Source organism: Flavobacterium sp. N502540 (assembly GCF_025947365.1).
Lineage (GTDB): Bacteria > Bacteroidota > Bacteroidia > Flavobacteriales > Flavobacteriaceae > Flavobacterium.
The window spans coordinates 4,772,625-4,791,663 of record NZ_CP110012.1; the positions used below are offsets into that span (position 1 = coordinate 4,772,625).

9 protein-coding genes are annotated in these 19,039 nt (G+C 38.6%); 3 read left to right on the forward strand and 6 right to left on the reverse strand.

The window, feature by feature from the left end; translation table 11 throughout:
- Positions 1 to 244: 244 nt before the first annotated feature.
- From OLM58_RS19960 to OLM58_RS19980, 5 genes are all read right to left on the reverse strand, one after another.
- Entirely contained in the window at positions 245 to 2,071 is a 1,827-nt protein-coding gene (locus OLM58_RS19960) for an alkaline phosphatase (protein WP_264530326.1), read from the reverse strand.
- Positions 2,072 to 2,373: 302 nt separating this feature from the next.
- Positions 2,374 to 3,909 (reverse strand): RagB/SusD family nutrient uptake outer membrane protein, encoded by a 1,536-nt coding sequence (locus tag OLM58_RS19965; RefSeq protein WP_264530327.1) that lies wholly within the window; start codon positions 3,907 to 3,909, stop codon positions 2,374 to 2,376.
- A 21-nt stretch (positions 3,910 to 3,930) separates the two neighbouring features.
- Positions 3,931 to 7,320: a SusC/RagA family TonB-linked outer membrane protein gene (locus tag OLM58_RS19970; protein WP_264530328.1), complete on the reverse strand. Its 3,390-nt coding sequence runs from the start codon at positions 7,318 to 7,320 to the stop codon at positions 3,931 to 3,933.
- A 188-nt stretch (positions 7,321 to 7,508) separates the two neighbouring features.
- Positions 7,509 to 8,429, reverse strand: a complete 921-nt coding sequence (locus tag OLM58_RS19975; protein WP_264530329.1) for a FecR family protein — start codon at positions 8,427 to 8,429, stop codon at positions 7,509 to 7,511.
- Positions 8,430 to 8,649: 220 nt separating this feature from the next.
- Entirely contained in the window at positions 8,650 to 9,207 is a 558-nt protein-coding gene (locus OLM58_RS19980; RefSeq protein WP_264530330.1) for an RNA polymerase sigma-70 factor, read from the reverse strand.
- 757 nt (positions 9,208 to 9,964) lie between these two features.
- Here OLM58_RS19980 and OLM58_RS19985 point away from each other — a divergent pair.
- Complete coding sequence (locus tag OLM58_RS19985) at positions 9,965 to 10,519, forward strand: phage tail protein (protein ID WP_264530331.1); 555 nt, start codon at positions 9,965 to 9,967, stop codon at positions 10,517 to 10,519.
- A 1-nt stretch (position 10,520) separates the two neighbouring features.
- Here OLM58_RS19985 and OLM58_RS19990 read toward each other — a convergent pair whose 3' ends face one another.
- The gene (locus tag OLM58_RS19990; RefSeq protein ID WP_264530332.1) at positions 10,521 to 11,540 is read right to left on the reverse strand and encodes a hypothetical protein; all 1,020 of its coding nucleotides are present in this window, start codon (positions 11,538 to 11,540) and stop codon (positions 10,521 to 10,523) included.
- Between the two features lie 87 nt (positions 11,541 to 11,627).
- Here OLM58_RS19990 and OLM58_RS19995 point away from each other — a divergent pair, with 87 nt between their 5' ends.
- Positions 11,628 to 17,723 carry a T9SS type A sorting domain-containing protein gene (locus OLM58_RS19995; RefSeq protein ID WP_264530333.1) on the forward strand — a complete coding sequence of 2,032 codons (6,096 nt, stop codon included), beginning with the start codon at positions 11,628 to 11,630 and terminating at the stop codon, positions 17,721 to 17,723.
- A 53-nt stretch (positions 17,724 to 17,776) separates the two neighbouring features.
- Positions 17,777 to 18,628: a PorT family protein gene (locus tag OLM58_RS20000; protein WP_264530334.1), complete on the forward strand. Its 852-nt coding sequence runs from the start codon at positions 17,777 to 17,779 to the stop codon at positions 18,626 to 18,628.
- Positions 18,629 to 19,039 lie beyond the last annotated feature (411 nt).

Below are 19,039 nucleotides of genomic sequence, written 5' to 3' on the forward strand. Positions count from 1 at the left end.
AATCCTAAAGAAATGCTAATTTACTACATTTAAATTTAATCTTATTTTTCTTATAACAAAAAATTAACAGAAGCCAAGCCAAGCAAAATCAAGACTTTATAATCCTGACAAAAATATTGTTCTTTCTCAAAATTTCACTTTTAACAAACGTGACGCTTACACTTGTTAAAAATATAAAAGCAGCGACAAAACATTTTGTCGCTGCTTTTAGTATATCTCAACTATCAAACTAAAGTGGTATCTGTTATTTGATTAAAAGCGCTTCGAGTATTTTAGAGTAGATTTCTGTGTTTTGATAGACTCCCATAAAATTGGCAGCTCCGGGTCCATATGCAAAAACCGGAACAGGTACCGCTGTGTGATCGTTTGTACTAAAACTGCCCTGTACATAACCTTTTTCGATGCTTCCATCAATTAAGGAAAGTCCTCCGGTTTCGTGATCTGCTGTTACGATTAAAAGTGTTTCCTGGTTCTGATCGACAAATTCCATGGCTTGTCCTACCAGTTTATCAAAATCAAGCATTTCACGAACCACATATTCCAGGTCATTTTTATGTCCGCCATAATCAATTTGTGCACCTTCAGCCATTACAAAAAAGGGATTTTTTGTTTTTGAAAAAACGGTTGTCGTCTTCGCCAAAGATTTTGCTAAAAAATCACCTCTTCCCTCTTTCATCGAAACTACCGAAGCATCATCTACTACTATAAATCGTGAATTTTTAATGGTGTCCAGACTTTTAAACTGATCTGAAAAAGTATAGCCTTTCTCCGTTATCATTTTAGACAGGTCTCTACCGTCTTTTCTGTTATTAAATTCTTTTGTGCCTCCTCCAATCAAAATATCAGACGGATTAGCAAGAAAATCTGCAGCAATTGGTTCACTTAAAGTTCTTTCAGATTGATGCGCGTAAAAAGCTGCCGGGGTAGCATCCGTAATATTTCCTGCCGAAATAATAGCCGTTTTATACTTTTTCCTGGCCAGTTGCTGAGTGATTAGTTCCAACCCTTTTCCGTTTTCATCGACACTGATAAATCGGTTATTGGTTTTATGACCTGTTGCCATTGCTGTAGCTCCCGCAGCCGAATCGGTAATATAACTGTCTGACGATTTAGTGATCGACAATCCCTGAGTCGGAATATTAAAAAGGTTCAGTTGTCCTTTATTGGCTGTATAACCGGCGTAAATCTGAGTAAGTCCCATTCCGTCGCCAATAAGCAGAATTACATTTTTCGGACGGCTGTTTTTAGAAAATAAAGCTGTATTCTTAGGTTTATAGGCCTGATAAAATGACGTGTTCTGATAAAAAGTAGTTTTTATTTTCTGAATGAACTGTGTCAATGCCGGCACATTATCAGTACCTATATAATCGACTTTTAAATTCATTAAAGTCATCCAGGTGTTTACATTATCGGATGTTGACCAGAACCTGATTTTTTTATTCTGTGCATGAACTTTTTTAATGACCGACTGTACTTTTTCTAAATCAGCCTGGGTCATTACTCCTTTTCCGTTCCAAACGGTGAGTTCTTTTAAATCTTCGCTAATCATTTCGACACGTGACAATTGCTCCGGAGAATAGGTTTCATTTCTTCTTCCGTCAAAATAGATAAACTCAGGATATTGATTCCAGTTTAATGGTTCAGGTCTGTTTCCTGAAATAACTACTTTTAGATTTTTGTTTGAAGTCAAATCGGGATACGTTTTAAGCTGTTGCACAATCACTTTAAGTGTAGTATCAGCTTCTGATTTTATATCGATCATTAGGATTAAAGGCTTATTCTCAGGGTAAACTTTACCTTCTAAGTTTTTTATCTTCTTCGACAAAGGGTCCAAATAAAGACTTCGCAGTGTATTGTACGTTTTGATTTCGGCTGAAGTATGTGCTACCAAAAGCTCATTATTGCTCAGAAAAACATCCGCTTCGATAACGCCGGCTTCATTGGAATAGGCTTCATAAAAAGGCAATTTACCTGCATTATCATTGTGCGAATGAATATTAGCAGAACTGTATTCCTGTGCCTGCGCAAACAGAAAAAAATGAAGGCTAAAAAGTATAATTATTTTTTTCATTACAAATAAAATTAATTCAATTCTAAAATGGTCTTCAAGAATTAGAAGATAAGCCACAGATTAAAAAGATCTCCACAGATTTCTTTAACCCGTTGCGTGTACTTAATACAAAAATCATTTAACACATCGTCCCGATGCATTGGGATAGGTCTATAAAAGAATATAAGAAGAAGCGTGTTTCGTACACATAGCTTTAAACCTAGCTAAAATATGTAGATTGTTTGCATTTTCTTTACAACTGCAAGCTCCACAACTGAGCCTGCAGCGTAAAAAAAAATAAACAAACAAAATGAAACTATTACTTACCAGCCTTTGTTCTGAAAAAGGGCTCCTTTACTCACGGCAATTTCATCCGGCGGTATTGGCCACACATGATGAATGGCAGGATTAAAATTACGGGCAGGATAAATCACTGTTCCGTTGTAATGGTGTAAAGGTTTTGCATAAGTCGCCTGAGCATCGCCCCAGCGTACTAAATCGAAATGACGGTCAGTCCATTCTCCTGCCAGCTCACAACGTCTTTCTTTTTTCAGATCTGTTAGTGTGGCTCCTCCAATGCTTGGTAAACCGGCACGATTTCGAATCATGTTTATTTCGGTATCAGCACTTAGTCCTTTCATTAATTTTGCCTCAGCCAACATCAGGATTACATCCGCATAACGCAAAAGAGGCAGGTTTAAAGCTGTTGAAGGTTTGTCTCCGTTTGCATTTACATAACGAATATCAATTCCGCCCGAAGTAGTTTTTGGATAACCGAAGGGCTCCATGTATTTTTTAAACTGATAACCGGTTCTGTTACTTGAACTGACAATATATTTTCCTTCATTAAAAGTGGCTAATTCACCAAAGTACATAAACTTGTCTCCTTTTTGAAGAATTGTGGCACTTCGTCTTTTATCAGCAGAATCATACGTATCGAACAATTCTTTAGTAGGATAAAAATTTCCCCAGCCGTTGTAAACTCCCCAGCCTTTATCTTCCAGACATACTCCCGGAAAAATAGATCCTAAGCTTGTGTTTTCGGCACTCGAGGTTACGGACCAAATGTACTCTGACGACCAGTTGTTTTTAATTTTAAAAACATCTTCGAAATTATCCAGTAATTTGTGTTTTCCACTGTTGACAATCATATTAGCATACTTAATCGCATTGTCCCAGTCTTTTGCATACAAATAGGTACGCACCAAATATCCCCATGCTGCAGTTTTATGAGCACGTCCGTAATTGTCTGAACTAAGTTCACTGAAATAAGGCAATAAATCGGCAGCTTTAATGAGATCGGCAGCGATATAGGCGTAGTTTTCGGCTACGTTTTTAGCACGCGGCACATATACATTGGTTGGATTTTCTCTGTCCTGAATTGGAATCCCGGCACGGTCATCTCCGTAGTGATAGGCCAATTCCAGATGCATTACAGCATGATTGAAGTAGGCTTCTCCCAACATCATGTTTTTTGTTTTATCGTCTAAAGAGATTTTCGGAATATTGCGAATCACATCGTTACAACGTTTCATTACTTCATAGTGAAGTCTCCAAATGTCTTTGGTATCTGATTCTGCTCCGTCTACAATAAAATTTTTGATTCGTTCCGCATTTTGTCTTGGTTTCGTTCCGATATCATCACTTGCATTGTTCAGCCAGAAAAATCCGCGACCGTACATATTATCATCTGAATAGAGTGCATAAATCGCATTCACTCCTGCTTTTGCATCAGCAGGTGTTTTCCAGAAATTACCACTTGAAGGTGCTCCCTGAGGTACTAAATCAAGTTCATTTTCGCAAGCCGACATGCTCATTAAAAGCACAAAACTCCATAGTAAAAGACTTAAATTTTTCATTTTATAGGTATTATATTTTTTTTAAAAAGTTGCGTTTACACCCGTCATATAAATACGGGATAATGGATATTTTCCTAAGTCTAAACCAAAATTCTTAAGTCCCACTTCCGGATCCATTCCTGAGTAATTGGTAATGGTAAAAAGGTTTTGCCCCGAGATAAAAAATCTAAGTTTTGCTTTTCCGTGCAGCCATTGTTCTTTCACTGTATATCCAATCGAAACATTTCTTAATCTCAGGAAAGAAGCATCTTCAATATAAAAATCAGAGATTCTTCCGAAATTATTATTGTTGTCTGTTGACGAAAGCACCGGAATATTGGTATTGGTATTCGTAGGTGACCACGCGTTTTTAGAATCGGCTAATAAATTATAACCCGGGAAAGAAGCATTCACACCTGTATATTTTACGGCATTAAAAACTTTGTTTCCGGCCGTTCCGCTAAGGAAGATGTTCATATCAAATCCTTTGTATCTGAAATTGGTGTTTAAACTGAAGGTGGTTTTCGGAAAAGGACTTCCAAGCACTACTCTGTCACTGTTATTGATTACACCATCGCCATTTACATCTTTAAATTTAATGTCTCCGGCAACTGCATTGGGCTGATACACTACTCCTTTATCATTTACATAGGCTTTTGCTTCGGCATTACTTTGGAACAATCCGTCTGTCGAATACCCGTAAAATGCTCCAACAGGACTTCCTACCTGATAGATATTAGCCAAAGGCAAACTACGAACACGGCTAAGGTTTAAAGGTTCTAAGGAAGTTAAATCGTCTTTGATCGAAACAATTTTATTGCTTAAGAAAGCTGCATTTGCTGTTACATCAAATTTGAATTCGCCACGTGTTTTCTGATAGGTCAAACTTGCTTCAATTCCTTTATTTTCAACATTACCCGAATTTACGATTCTTCCTAACGGAGTTCCTGAAACTCCCGGAAGCTGATCGCGAACCAACATGTCCTTATTGGTTTTAATGTAAGCATCTACAGATCCTGATAAAGCATTGTTAAACATGGTAAAATCCAATCCTACGTTACTTTGTTCTGAACTTTCCCATCTTAAATTAGGATTCGACAATTCGCTCTCAGAATAACCGTAAGAGATTACCGGACTGTTTCCAATTAAAGCTTGTGTCTGCGTTAAAGGCACACTAAACTGGTAAGGTCCAAGATTTCCTAAGTTTCCAATCTGTCCCCAGCTTGCACGTAATTTTAAGTTGCTTACTAATGGGTCTATGCTTTTCATAAATCCTTCTTCCGAAATCAACCATCCGGCAGAAACAGAAGGATATACTTTCCAGCGGTTGTCTGAAGTTAGTTTTGAAGTACCGTCACGGCGTATAATTCCTGAAATCAAGTACTTTTGATTAAAGTCGTAATTCAGCCTTCCTACATAAGAAGAAATGATTTCTTCCGACATTCCCGCTTCTACCTGCTGTACTAACTTGGCATTTAACAAATAACGCTGTGATGGATCTTCATTATCAAAGCCTGTTCCCTGTACGGTATAAAAATCTCTTTTGGTTTGCTGATAGGTATATCCGGCAAGTGCTTTAAAATTGTGCTTTCCTAATGATTTTTCATAAGAAAGCGTCTGCTCACTTAATAAATCAGTTGTGGTGGAAGAAGATTTTGTTAATCGGTTAAAGTCAAATATTTTACCCGGCTCTGTTATTTTTACCGCAAAATCGGTTGCGTTGTTCTGAATTCTGGTATATCCCCAGTTCGATTTAAATTTTAAACCTGATACGATTTCCCATTCTGCATAAGGATTAATCAAAACAGTCGAAATCGGATTGCGGTTGTCCAATCTTTTTAAATACGCCACCGGATTGATTACGTCTCCATAAGAGCCAATATATTTTTCAGGAACACCTCCAAACTTTCCTGAACCGTCTTCTCTATAGATAGTCGCATTTGGCGGATAAAAAATCGCTGCTAAAATGGCTCCTGTATAACCACTTGTTGTATTGGCTGCCTGACCGTCTGTTAAGGAATACGACAGATTTTCACCCACTGTAAAATTAGGTGCCAGTTTAAAAGAGGAATTGGCTCTCGCCGTATAACGGGTTCCGTAGGTGTTTAACAATATTCCTTCGTTTTTGCGGTAACTTCCGGAAATAAAGAAATTAGATTTCTCGGTTTTACCATTTACCGAAATAGACAAATCCTGAATTTCGCCGGTACGGAAAATTTCATCCATCCAATTGGTCTTTGTGGTTCTGGCTGTTGGTTCAAATGCGGGGTCAAAAGCCGGAATTCTCGGCATACCTGCATTGTCTCTGGCGGTGTTCATCGCATCTGCATATTCAGCTGCATTTAAAACGTCTAACTTTTTAGCTACGTTTTGAAAACCTCCCTGATAATTTACATTAATATTAATGCGTTCCGAAACTCCTTTTTTAGAAGTAATTAAAATAACTCCTCCTGAAGCTCTTGCTCCATAAATTGCTGCAGAAGCCGCATCTTTTAAAACGCTTATCGAAGCAATATCATTTGGGTTCAAGGTGTTTAAAGAACCGCTGTAAATAATTCCGTCCAAAACAATCAGTGGTGTTTCGGCGTTCAAAGATCCGATACCTCTGATATTAATTGTAGGCTCCGCAGTTGGATCACCCCCATTATTAATTACAGTAACACCTGCCACTGTTCCTTGCAGTAATTCTGCGGCACTATTGTAGGTTCTGCTTGATGTTTCTTTCATCGAAACGGTTCCTACTGATCCTAAAACTTCATTCTTTTTTACACTTCCGTATCCCATTACAACAACTTCCTGCAGTTGTTTCATGTCAGCCGCCAATTTTACACTTATGTTTTTATCTGATTGTGTCACTTTTACTTCCTGCGTCACATAACCTACATAAGAAAAAACAAGTACTGCCGCAGACGAATTGATTTCGATTTTAAAAGTTCCGTCGAAATCTGTTGTGGCTGTTGCATCCGAATCTTTGTCTTTGATTCCAACACCCGGTAATGGCATTCCGTCATCACCGCCAAAAACAGTTCCCGAAATGCTTATTTTACCCTGACCGACGTCTGAAACTTTTATGCTTTTCTTAATCACAATATTGTTGCTGACAATTTCATATCTCAGCAACAAATTGCTGCATATTTTATCCAAAGCCTGTTCCAGAGGTACATTATTGAGTTTTAAACTAATCTTTTGATTGGTATTGACCTGATTGGTTTCGTACATAAAATGCACGTCGATTTGTTTTTCAATCTTCTGAAAAACACTCTTTATACTTTCATTTTCTACTTTTAAAGTTACTCTTTTACCGATATCAAAAGGAGCCGCTTTTACGGTTAATCCGATAAAAAATAGAGCCACGAAAAGCAGTGCCTTCACTAGTACCGATTTTTTAATGCTCTGAGCCTTTACGACATACCGCATTTGCTTTTTATTCATGATTGTGTTTTTTTTAATTGTTTTTGATTGTGGAACGGTTTTCTACGTAGATTTTTTAATTTGATTTTTAAGGGAATTGTATTTCAGCTGATCGAAACAAGAATTAGAGATTTTAAAAATTCTCCTAACTCTGTCAGTCCGCATTGCGCTATGCGAACTTTTTTTCTCTCCGCTGTATTTTTTAAAACTTAACGGATGACATAAGTCCCCGATTCTATTTTGTAATCTGCATTGATAATATTGCACACTAAAGCAACGACTTGTCCTGCCGGAAGTTCTTTGAAATAAGCACTAATTTTTAAGTTGTTTAAATTTTTGTTTGCAATCTGAACCGTTACGTTATAATTTCGATTGATCGTTGCAATGACTTCCGGTAAAGGGGCATCTTCAAAAACGATAATATGCTTTCGCCATAGTGAGATTGAGTTCATTGGGATATCCTTAAACGCCTGAAGTTTGTTACTGTGCGATTTAAAAACCACTTTTTGTCCCGGAGTTACATATACATTTTCTTCGGTCACAGTTGATTTGACATTCACTCTTCCTGTCAGTACCGAAACTTCCTGAGTAGTCTGATCCGGATAAGCCTGCACGTTAAAACTCGTTCCCAGTACTTTGGTGTCCATTTTATCGGTATGAATGATAAAGGGATGTTTTTTATCTTTGGCTACATCAAAAAAGGCTTCTCCGGTTAAATAGATTTCTCTTGTATCCCCTTTAAAAGTAACCGGATACTTTACGAGACTTCCTGCATTAAGCCATATCTGAGTTCCATCACTTAAAACTATTTTAGCATGTTCTCCCGCTCTTGTTGCATATTGTCTGGTAATGGTTTTTAGCGAGGATAAATAAATGAAACAGGACAAGCTAATTGCAAATAACAAAGAAGCTGCTACCGCCCAATTTCTATTTGGAAGAGAAATAACCTTGTTCGTTTTTTTTATGTTTTGAATTTCCTTTTTTAACTTCGATCGGTCTGATGTGATCAATGCTATCGTGTCGAATATTTCTTCGGGATGATCGTACCAGTTATTCCATAGTTCTTCCCCATTTATAGAGGGCTTCCCTTCTAAAAAAAGTTTTATATCTTGATGTAATTTTTCAGGCATTATAATGTGTTTATCTCTTTAATAGTATGTCTTAGAAATAGTAATTTCAGGTAGGTGCTTAAGGTTACGCTTTTGTTAAGAAAAAATGCGTAATCTTAAATTATATCAATTTTACTTAAATTTTAGTCCGATGCTTTCTGATATAATGCCGATGTAATATGAAAATAGTACAATGCAATTGGACTATATTGAATATACATTCGGTATTAGCGATCTGTTATTAGTTAAATTCGCCCAGGTAGTTTCGCATAAACTTTAATGCGTAGGCAATGTGATACTTTACAGTTTCGTGCGAAACATTAAGTTCTTCGGCTATTTCTTTGTTGGTGTAATGTTTGATTCTGCTGAGAATAAAAACTTCTTTGGATTTTTTAGGAAGCAATAACGCAGCCTTATCAACGGCTTCCTGTAGTTCTTCATAATAAATAGAATCTTCGGTGGTGTTGCTGCCGTCGCAATCATTGGTGTTTCTGTCTATAACCTCTCTAACATATTGATCGGTGATGGTATGCAATTTTATATAATCTAAAGTGGTATATCGAACAGAGGTGTAGATATAAGCTGAAAATTTCTTTTGAATAACCAAATCCTTTCGTCGTTCCCAAATCGTTGTAAAAACTTCCTGAACAATCTCTTCGGAAACCGGAACCGACTTCATTCTCACATAAACAAACCGAACCAATACATCCCGATATCGGAAATACAATTCATCAAACGCTTTATCTTTTCCTTGTCTCAATAACTCAACAAGCTCCTCATCTGTAAACTTCTTATACATGAGGCACCTTTTTTGAATGATTTGGCGAATGAAGTGTTCGAAATAAGACTTTCGATTCAATCTTTATACAGCGATGTATTCTGATTTTAAAAAATGACATATACTACAATTGTGTTGTTTATAATATGTCTTCAAAATTAAAGCTGAGGGTAGGTCTGGAAGGTTACGTTTACATTAATAAACTAACCTGGTTATAAAACATTATATTAACATCTGATGCTTTATGTTACGTCAATATTGATAGGAGATCTTCTTAGGTATCAGCTTTGTAAAGTGTCACTTGTTAAAGCAAATGATACCGCAAGTAATTGTGAATTTGATACAATATTTTTTTTAGTGCAGAAATTTTTCTCCTTATTTTGATCATAATGTATCAACAGAATACTTAAGCTGTACTATACCTCCTACAACTATCATATTTCTACCGTAAAATCGTGCAAAACACCAATAAACATAAGATGTGGCTCATTTTTCTGCTCCCTGTGATTTATCTCACTCATTAATTAGTGTTTCTGACACTAAAAGGATATTTCATGACAATAAAAACCTTCCTCATGACATATTTTTCAGTTTCGGTGCCTAAGATGTTTAGTTTTAACCTGTTTTAGAAGAGAAAAACAGGTAGAAACACCTGTTTTTGAGAGTTTTATATTTTATATCTTAGTTGAAATATAAAAATTATCCTTTTATTTCTTAGTAAAAAACACTAGTAATATCAAAAACAAATATAAACACTAACCTATTAAAACTAAACACTATGGAAGAATTCATTGGAGTTGTAAAACTATTTGCGGGAAATTTTGCCCCAAGAGGCTGGGCCTTTTGTAACGGACAAATATTGTCAATTGCACAAAATACGGCATTATTCTCAATCCTTGGTACAACCTATGGAGGAAATGGTCAGACTACTTTCGCTTTACCAAATCTACAAGGTGCAACAGCTATTGGACAAGGAACTTCACCTGGAGGAACTTACGTTCTTGGACAAGCTGCAGGTACACCAAACGTTTCAATTTTAACAAGCAACCTTCCTGCTCACGTTCACGCAGGACCAGGTAAAATTTCTGTGAGTGCAACAAATGCATCAGATTCAACACCGGTAGCCGGAGCATCGATAGCGATACCGGGGGCTGTTGTATCCAGAGTGTTCACACCAACATTAGGTTTTGCAACAGCAACTCCAAGTGTCGATTTATTGAGCAATGTAACCACTGGTGCCACTGGTAGTAATCTGCCTATCTCAGTAATGCAGCCTTATGTAGCATTATCTTATATTATTTGTTTAGAAGGAATTTTCCCTTCCAGAAATTAATCTATTTAAGAGCATTTTTTACATTATAAGACCATTTGGGTATATCGCTGAAGTCGTATAAAAACTGAATTTCAGAATACTCTGTAAGATTGTACAACGAAACAAGACAAAAAGGGTTTGTGATATAAGACTCCGCAGTTTTTAATTCGATGTCTTCAAATATCCTGATTTCAGTAAAAATACACACATCGGGATGGTTGCTAAAATCATCAGGCAGCTTATAAAAGTCACTTTTAAATTCTAAATCCTGACTTGCATTGCCAAAAAGTTCTTTGCTTATTGTAAATAATCTATCTACAAATACACTATGAGGATAGGGCTGTATTTCGTTACGGCCCTTAACCTCTGATTTAGCATTTTTTAATGATGGCTCATGATCGGAATACGTATAAGTCAAATCGATCTTGATTTCTTCGGGAATTAAAATTCCATGCGAAGACAACTGCGAAACAATGTTTCGTGTAATCGCCACCTGCGGCTCTCGGGTAAGAGCATAATGCATCGTTTCGGAGATCGCCAGATCAATTGCAAAATCCTCAGGTTTTGTATACGTAATGGCATCTGTTTCGATTAATTCTAATGAATAATCGTTTAAACCAGTAGCCGATAAAATATGATGTACAGATGCTATTGAAGCAGTATTGATATCCAGTAAAATGGCTTTAATTCTATCTTTATGAAACAAAGGAAGTAAAGGAAGAATTAAAGTTGCATAAGGGCCACAACCCGCATAAAGAACATTAATACTTCTCTCTGGAAAATCAATACACAATTTTGTCAGAGCCTTATAAACGCCTTTTATGAAATAAACCGTGCGTAAATAATCGTCAACACAGTCTGCCGCACCAGAGCTTGACAAAGCAACACCGCCTTTCACAAAAACTTCATTGTTCTCAAAATGGTTAACTGTTGCGATTTTTTCATAAAATTCTGAAAGGTTTCGCGCACATGTGGTGTGTTCATCAATAGTATTTGACGCAATGATAGATTGAACAATAATCGTAAGCTCTTGTTTATACATGATACTCAATTTTAGTTAAAGCTTTAAAGTTTGAACTGGAAAAACAAATGTAAGAATACAAAATGATAAATCTAATATCAGTTAATTATGAAAAAACTCTACCTATTACTCATTCTACTGTTTTTTACGTTGCAGCAATTGACTGCACAAACAGTAGAGACCTTCGAAGCTCAGGCAATTAACCAGCCTAACTTTACCAGCAATGGTAAGACCTTTAACCTGACCAATACCTATATTTCTTTTCAGGTAGTTGCGTCGAGCGGTTTTGGTTATAACGGTTCCAATAATTACATACAAGTTGCGGATGGTCTAGCATCACAAAGTTTAGGACAAACCGGATTCATTACCGCTGCTTCAGGAAGCTTTAAGATGAATAGTTTATTTATTTACCTCACAGGTGATTCTACTCAGAATCCTAATGTTACCTCAAATGGTGCTCCGGGTTCCGTTACCTTAACCGGAAAACTTGGAGGTGTAACACAATTCTCTATTGTAAAAAACACTACCGGAGTTAACATTGGTGTTGCCCTACCTAACAAAGGTTTTATCCCTGTTAACTTCGCTACAGACGGAGTTTCTAATTTTACCAATATCAACATTGACCAGCTTGAAATTCAGCTAAGTGCCAATTACGATTATTTTGCCATTGATAATTTTACCTGGGTTGACGGTGTAAGTTTACCAACAGTAACCACAACAACAGCAACAAATGTTGGTTCAACGAAAGCAATTATTGGAGGAAATGTAACTGCAGATGGCGGAGATGTCAATGTAGAAAGAGGAATCGTTTGGGCAACAACAGCAAGCCCAACTATCGCAAACAATAAATTTCAGATTGGAACCGGAACGGGAATTTTTAGCAATACCGTAACAGGGCTTACTCCCGGTTCGACTATTTATTACAGAGCTTATGCAAAGAATACTGCCGGGACAGCTTATGGTGCCGAATCAACATTCGCAACATCAGCAGCTTTAAGTACTTCTTCTACCTCAAAAACAGATGTGGCTTGTAACGGAGGAACTACCGGAGCAGCCAGTGTTACTGTAATTGGCGGAGTTACTCCCTATACTTACTCATGGTCTCCTTCAGGAGGTACCGGAGCATCGGCAACCGGACTGTCTGCAAATGCATACACCGTTACAATTACCGACGCTGAATTGACACAAATTACCAGAAACTTTTCTATAACACAACCAACAGCACTAAATGGACTGCCTACGACAACGGCTGTTTCCTGTTTTGGAGGCAGTAACGGTACCGCAACAATAACTCCGACTGGTGGTACACCGGGATACACCTACTTATGGTCTACCGGAGCTTCAACGCAAACTATAACAGGCCGTATAGCCGGAACATACAGCGTCACCATTACAGATGCCAATGGATGCCCTAAAACCATAAACAACATTGTTATAGGTCAGCCGGTAACCGCTCTTGACGGAACTGCTACTACTACAGCCGCTTCTTGTTTTGGAGGATCAAATGGTACAGCAACAGTAACTCCAAGTGGAGGTACACCTGCATACACCTATTCCTGGTCGCCATCAGGAGGTACAGCCGCAACGGCTACAGGACTTGCTGCCGGAACTTATAGTGTTACTATTACAGACGCTAACGCATGTTCAAAAACGATAACGGGTATTGTTGTCGGACAACCAGCAGCTGTTCTTGATGGAACTACTTCCACCACAGCAGTTTCTTGTTTTGGAGGATCAAATGGTACAGCTAGTGTTGTTGCATCAGGAGGAACTCCAGGTTATACGTATTCCTGGTCTCCATCAGGAGGAACTGCAGCAACTGCTTCAGGGCTTCAGGCTGGAACTTACAGTGTAACGATTACGGATAATAACGCATGTTCTAAAACCATTACCGGCATTGTTGTCGCACAACCGGCCGCATCACTTAACGGGTCTATAAGCACAACTTCTGTTTCTTGCTCTGGAGCAGCTACCGGTTCTGCAACCGTAAGTGCTTTTGGAGGAACTCCGGGTTATACTTACTCTTGGTCTCCATCGGGAGGTACTGCAGCAACTGCATCAGGACTTACAGCAGGAACATATAGTGTTACCATTACTGATGCTAATTCATGTATGCGTACAATCAATAATATTACAATAGGAACGGCTACAGCTATTAATGGAGCTATATCTACAACAGCCGTTTCTTGTTTTGGAGGATCTAACGGTTCAGCAACAGTAACACCATCAGGAGGTGTTCCGGGATATACTTATTTATGGTCTAACGGAGCTACAACGCAAAGTATAACAGGACTTATAGCAGGAACTTATAGTGTTACTATTACAGACACTAACGCATGTTCAAAAACGATAACGGGTATTGTTGTCGGACAACCAGCAGCTGCTCTTGATGGAACTGTGTCTACAACAGCAGCTTCTTGTTTTGGAGGAGCTAACGGTACAGCAACAGTTACACCATCAGGAGGTACTCCGGCATATACTTACTCTTGGTCACCTTCAGGAGGTACAGCCGCAACAGCAACAGGACTTGCTGCAGGAACTTATAGTGTTACGATTACAGATGCTAATGCATGTCAAAAAATTATAAATAATATAGTTATCGGGCAACCAGCTGCTGTTCTTGACGGAACTGCTACTACAACTGCCGCTTCCTGTTTTGGAGGAGCCAACGGTACCGCAACAGTAACTCCTAGCGGAGGTACTCCGGCATATACCTATTCCTGGTCTCCAACCGGAGGTACTGCTGCAACGGCAACCGGACTTACTGCCGGAACTTACAGTGTTACTATTACTGACGCTAACGGATGTTCTAAAACAATAACCAATATTGTGGTAGGTCAGCCTGCTACAGCTCTTGACGGAACAATAGCTACGACAGCTGTTTTATGTTTCGGGCAAGCTACAGGTTCAGCAACAGTAACTCCATCCGGAGGTACACCTGGATATACCTATTCATGGTCTCCATCCGGAGGTACGGCCGCAACGGCAACAGGACTTACTGCAGGAACTTATAGCGTTACTATTACAGACGCAAATTCTTGTTCAAAAACAATAAGCAATATTGTGGTAGGTCAACCTGCAGCTGCTCTGGACGGAACGATAACTACAACAGCCGTTTCTTGTTTTGGAGGAGCCAACGGTACCGCAACAGTAACTGCTAGCGGAGGAACTGCAGGATATACCTATTCATGGTCTAACGGAGCTACAACTCAATCCATAAACGGACTTATCGCAGGTACTTATAGTGTTACTATTACAGACGCAAATGCATGCGCTAAAACGATAAATAATATTGTTATAGGACAGCCTGCTGCGGCTCTTGACGGAACTGCTGCTACAACTGCTGCTTCTTGTTTCGGAGGAGCCAATGGTACGGCAACAGTAACTGCAACTGGAGGTACACCTGCATATACCTATTCCTGGTCTCCAACCGGAGGTACCGCTGCAACGGCAACCGGACTTCCTGCCGGAACTTACAGTGTTACTATTACTGACGCTAACGGATGTTCTAAAACAATAACCAATATTGTAGTAGGTCAGCCTGCTACTGCTCTTGACGGGACTGCAACTACAACAGCTGTTTCTTGTTTCGGAGGAGTTAATGGTACTGCAACAGTAACTGCAACCGGAGGTACAGCTGGTTACACCTATTCATGGGCTCCTACAGGTGGTACAGCTGCAACAGCAACAGGACTTCCAGCAGGAACTTATAGTGTTACCATTACAGATGCTAACGCCTGTTCAAAAACCATAAACAATATTGTTATTGGACAACCGACTGCTCTTAACGGAACTTCATCTACAACATTAGTTTCTTGTTTTGGAGAAGCTGATGGTACTGCAACTATTACTCCAACAGGAGGTACTTCGGGTTATACTTACTTATGGTCTAATGGAGCAACAACGCAAACCATAACTGGTCTTGTTGCCGGAAACTATAATGTGGTCATTACAGATGCCAACTTATGTACAAAAACGGTAAATAATATTATCGTATATCAGCCAACTGCTATAACAGTTGTCCCTGCACAAATCAATGTGACTTGTAACGGAGGACAAAACGGACAAGCCTCGGCAACCGTAAGTGGTGGAGGTGGTAGCTATACCTATTCATGGTCGCCATCCGGAGGTACAGCTGCAACAGCAACAGGACTTTCCGCAGGAACTTATACTTTAACAATCACAGATGGTAGTGGCTGTACTAAAACTCAAGTTTACAACATCTTAGAGCCAACTGCAATAGCAACTACAATTACAGGAACAAATGTTAGCTGTAACGGAGGAAGCAATGGTTCGGCTACTGTTAATGCAACAGGTGGAACAGGTGGCTATACTTACGCTTGGTCTCCAACCGGAGGAAATTCAGCAACAGCTAGTGGTTTACCTTCAGGAAATTATTCAGTAGTTGTTACTGATGCAAACGGATGTACCAAAACTGCCAATATTGTTATCAACCAACCGGCTTTATTAACTGCCGCCATTGCAACTCAAACAAACATTTCCTGCAATGGATTAAGCAATGGAGCGATTACCACTACCATAACTGGCGGTACAACTCCATACACTTACTTATGGTCTAATGGAGCAACAACTAAAGACATCAGCGGATTAACAGCGGGAACCTATACCCTGGCAGTTACAGATGCTAATGGTTGTACTGCGCCACTATCGGTAACTTTAACCACTACTCCTGATGTAACACCACCAGTACCAAATGTGGCTACTCTTCCTGTAATTACAGGCGCTTGTGCTGTTTTATCGGCTCAGATTCCGGTTCCAACTGCAACGGATAATTGCAGCGGTAGTATCACGGCAACAACAACAAACCCGTTAAACTACAATACTCCTGGAACTTACACAATAACCTGGACGTATACTGATGCTACTGGAAACACAAGCACACAAAATCAGACCATTACAGTTCTTACTTCGTCTATTCAAGCAGTAACTTTTAGCAATGCTACGGTAACATACAACAAAAACCCACAAGCATTACAAGTTGCTAATTTACCAGCTGGAGCCTCTGTTGCTTATACAATAGCACCCGGATCTACTGGAAATTCAGCTACAAATGCGGGTACGTATACGGTAACTGCGGTAGTAACTCCTTCAGCAAGCGAACCTAATTGTTCTCCAATTACGCTTACTGCACAGCTTACTATTCAAAAAGCAGCGCAACAAATTACTTTCGCAGCTTTAGGAGTAAAAACTCTTGGAACTGTAAATACTTTCAATCTGGGGGCTACTGCCAGTTCAGGTTTAGCGGTAAACTATACCTTTACTTATAAAACTGCCTTACCTCCTGCTACTGTTGCTCCGTTAACTGGTGTAGTAACTATGTTAAGACCAGGAGAAGTAACAATTGTAGCCGCTCAGGCCGGTGATGCGAATTATTTACCTGCTCCGGATGTTACACAGCTTTTGGTGATCAAAAACAATGACATCACTGTTACTCAAATTACCGTTGGTACTAAAGTTTATCCAAATCCGGCTAAGACTATTAATTACCTGATGGCATGTGGTGAGAACAATGTAAATGTGGCATTGACCAATACAACCAATGCAACCTTTACACCTGCAGCTAATTTTACGATCAATACACCTAAACCTGGAATTTATACGCAAAACGTAACGATTACTTCTGAAGACGGAAGTGCTAGCGCTACTTATGCTATAACTGTAGAAAAACCATTTGGATTCTATGATATTGTACACCAAAAATTCAATAATGTACTTATCGTAAACAACAATCCTCAAACGAATGGAGGTTACGAGTTTGTTTCGTACCAATGGTTTAAAAATGGACAAGTAATTGGAACTAATCAATACTTTTCGGCAGGTGAAGCGCAATCCAATACATTGGATTTAACAGCAGACTATAGTGTAAAAATGACTACTAAAGATGGTAAAGTGCTGCAAACATGTCCTTCTAAAATAAAGACACAAAAATCACTTGAGGTTAAATTGTATCCAAATCCGGTTGAAACAGGAAAAATGCTTACTGTAGATGCTGATTTACCAGAAGGTGATTTAGAAAACATGCAAATAAGTCTTTACTCTGTTACAGGTAAACTACTTACAACAATGAAATCATCTACTGCTCAAACACAGGTACAATTGCCTCCAAGTACTGAAAGTAATATGGTTCTTGTCGTTATTGAGTCAGGCAATATCAAAAAGTCATTCAAAGTAATTGTAAAATAATCAAAATCATGCCAGTACCACTTCAAAATGGTACTGGCTAATACAACTTTAAGATGAAAAAATATATCAGTACCTCTATAAAATCTATAGCTACAGTTACGGCGTTTTTAGCGATATGCCTCCAGGGCTATAGTCAGGACAAAAAACAGGAAATATCGATCTCCGTCGCAGGACCCGGTTCTTTTCTAAAGTACAGTGGCGGTGGTACTATCGTGCCCGGAAACGGAATTAGTGCAGGAATCAGATACTCCTATTATTTAAACGAAGGCTTGAGTATTGGAATTGGAGCTGAGTATCAATCCTACAATTCTGATGCAAAGTACGCTTCTTTTAGTGGACAATATGTTACTAAAGATGCCGAAAATGAAACCTTTCAGTTTAGATACAAAGCCACTAACTTCAGAGAAGAACAAAGCCTGAGTTACATAAATGTTCCAATCGCAATTCAATTTGAAACTCCGGGAACTACCCAATTGTATGTTGCTGCGGGGGCTAAAGTAGGATTTGCGATTAAAGGATGTTATCAGAGTACCTTTCAAAACCTTACTACAAGCGGTTACTATCCGCAATACAATGTAGAATTATTTAACCCTGCCTTTGCCGGTTTTGCAAGTACTAATGATGTAAAGACCAGCGAACAGGATTTAGATACTAAAGTGTCCTACTCTGCTACTTTTGAAACAGGTCTAAAACAAAAGATTGGAAACAGAACTTCATTCTATCTTGGTGCTTACATCGATTATGGTCTAAATAACATCTACAATAAAAATGGAGACAAAAGTCTGGTACAGTACAATCCGGAACTTCCTGTACAACTGCAATACAACAGCATATTGGATTCTCCATCCGTTCACAATGTCAGACTGGTTTCTTACGGACTTAAACTGAGATTTGCTTTACGTTAATTATCAAATAAAAAATATTAAATAACTACTTTTCCCGCTCGGGAAAAATTAAAAAAGTCGGTTTCTTGGGGGAAATCGGCTTTTTTTTATGGATTAAAACCTGTTCAATCGATAAAGGTAAAATACCTGTTTGCTTTTACCCTTTCAGGGTAATAGTCAACCTTAATTTACAGCATAGTGCGTTGCACTATACTGTTGCTTAAGCTCTTTTAGAGCCGGTTTGAAAAAGTAATACACTTTATATCAGACTGTATCGTAAAAAATATCGCAGCCTTGAATAATATTCTCAATACTTTTATTTAAATCTCAAAGATGAGCTGAAAGCCCAAAAGCAAAAGCATAGTACAACGCATTATGAAATAAATAAACCATCTATCAAAGCCCTGTAAGGGCGAAAGAGTAAACTCCAAT

Coding starts and splice junctions, on each gene's coding strand:
- OLM58_RS19995 (WP_264530333.1), top strand. CDS start 11,628: ATGAAAAAACTCTACCTATTACTCATTCTACTGTTTTTTACGTTGCAG.
- OLM58_RS19960 (WP_264530326.1), bottom strand. CDS start 2,071: ATGAAAAAAATAATTATACTTTTTAGCCTTCATTTTTTTCTGTTTGCG.
- OLM58_RS19975 (WP_264530329.1), bottom strand. CDS start 8,429: ATGCCTGAAAAATTACATCAAGATATAAAACTTTTTTTAGAAGGGAAG.
- OLM58_RS19990 (WP_264530332.1), bottom strand. CDS start 11,540: ATGTATAAACAAGAGCTTACGATTATTGTTCAATCTATCATTGCGTCA.
- OLM58_RS19985 (WP_264530331.1), top strand. CDS start 9,965: ATGGAAGAATTCATTGGAGTTGTAAAACTATTTGCGGGAAATTTTGCC.
- OLM58_RS19970 (WP_264530328.1), bottom strand. CDS start 7,320: ATGAATAAAAAGCAAATGCGGTATGTCGTAAAGGCTCAGAGCATTAAA.
- OLM58_RS19965 (WP_264530327.1), bottom strand. CDS start 3,909: ATGAAAAATTTAAGTCTTTTACTATGGAGTTTTGTGCTTTTAATGAGC.
- OLM58_RS19980 (WP_264530330.1), bottom strand. CDS start 9,207: ATGTATAAGAAGTTTACAGATGAGGAGCTTGTTGAGTTATTGAGACAA.
- OLM58_RS20000 (WP_264530334.1), top strand. CDS start 17,777: ATGAAAAAATATATCAGTACCTCTATAAAATCTATAGCTACAGTTACG.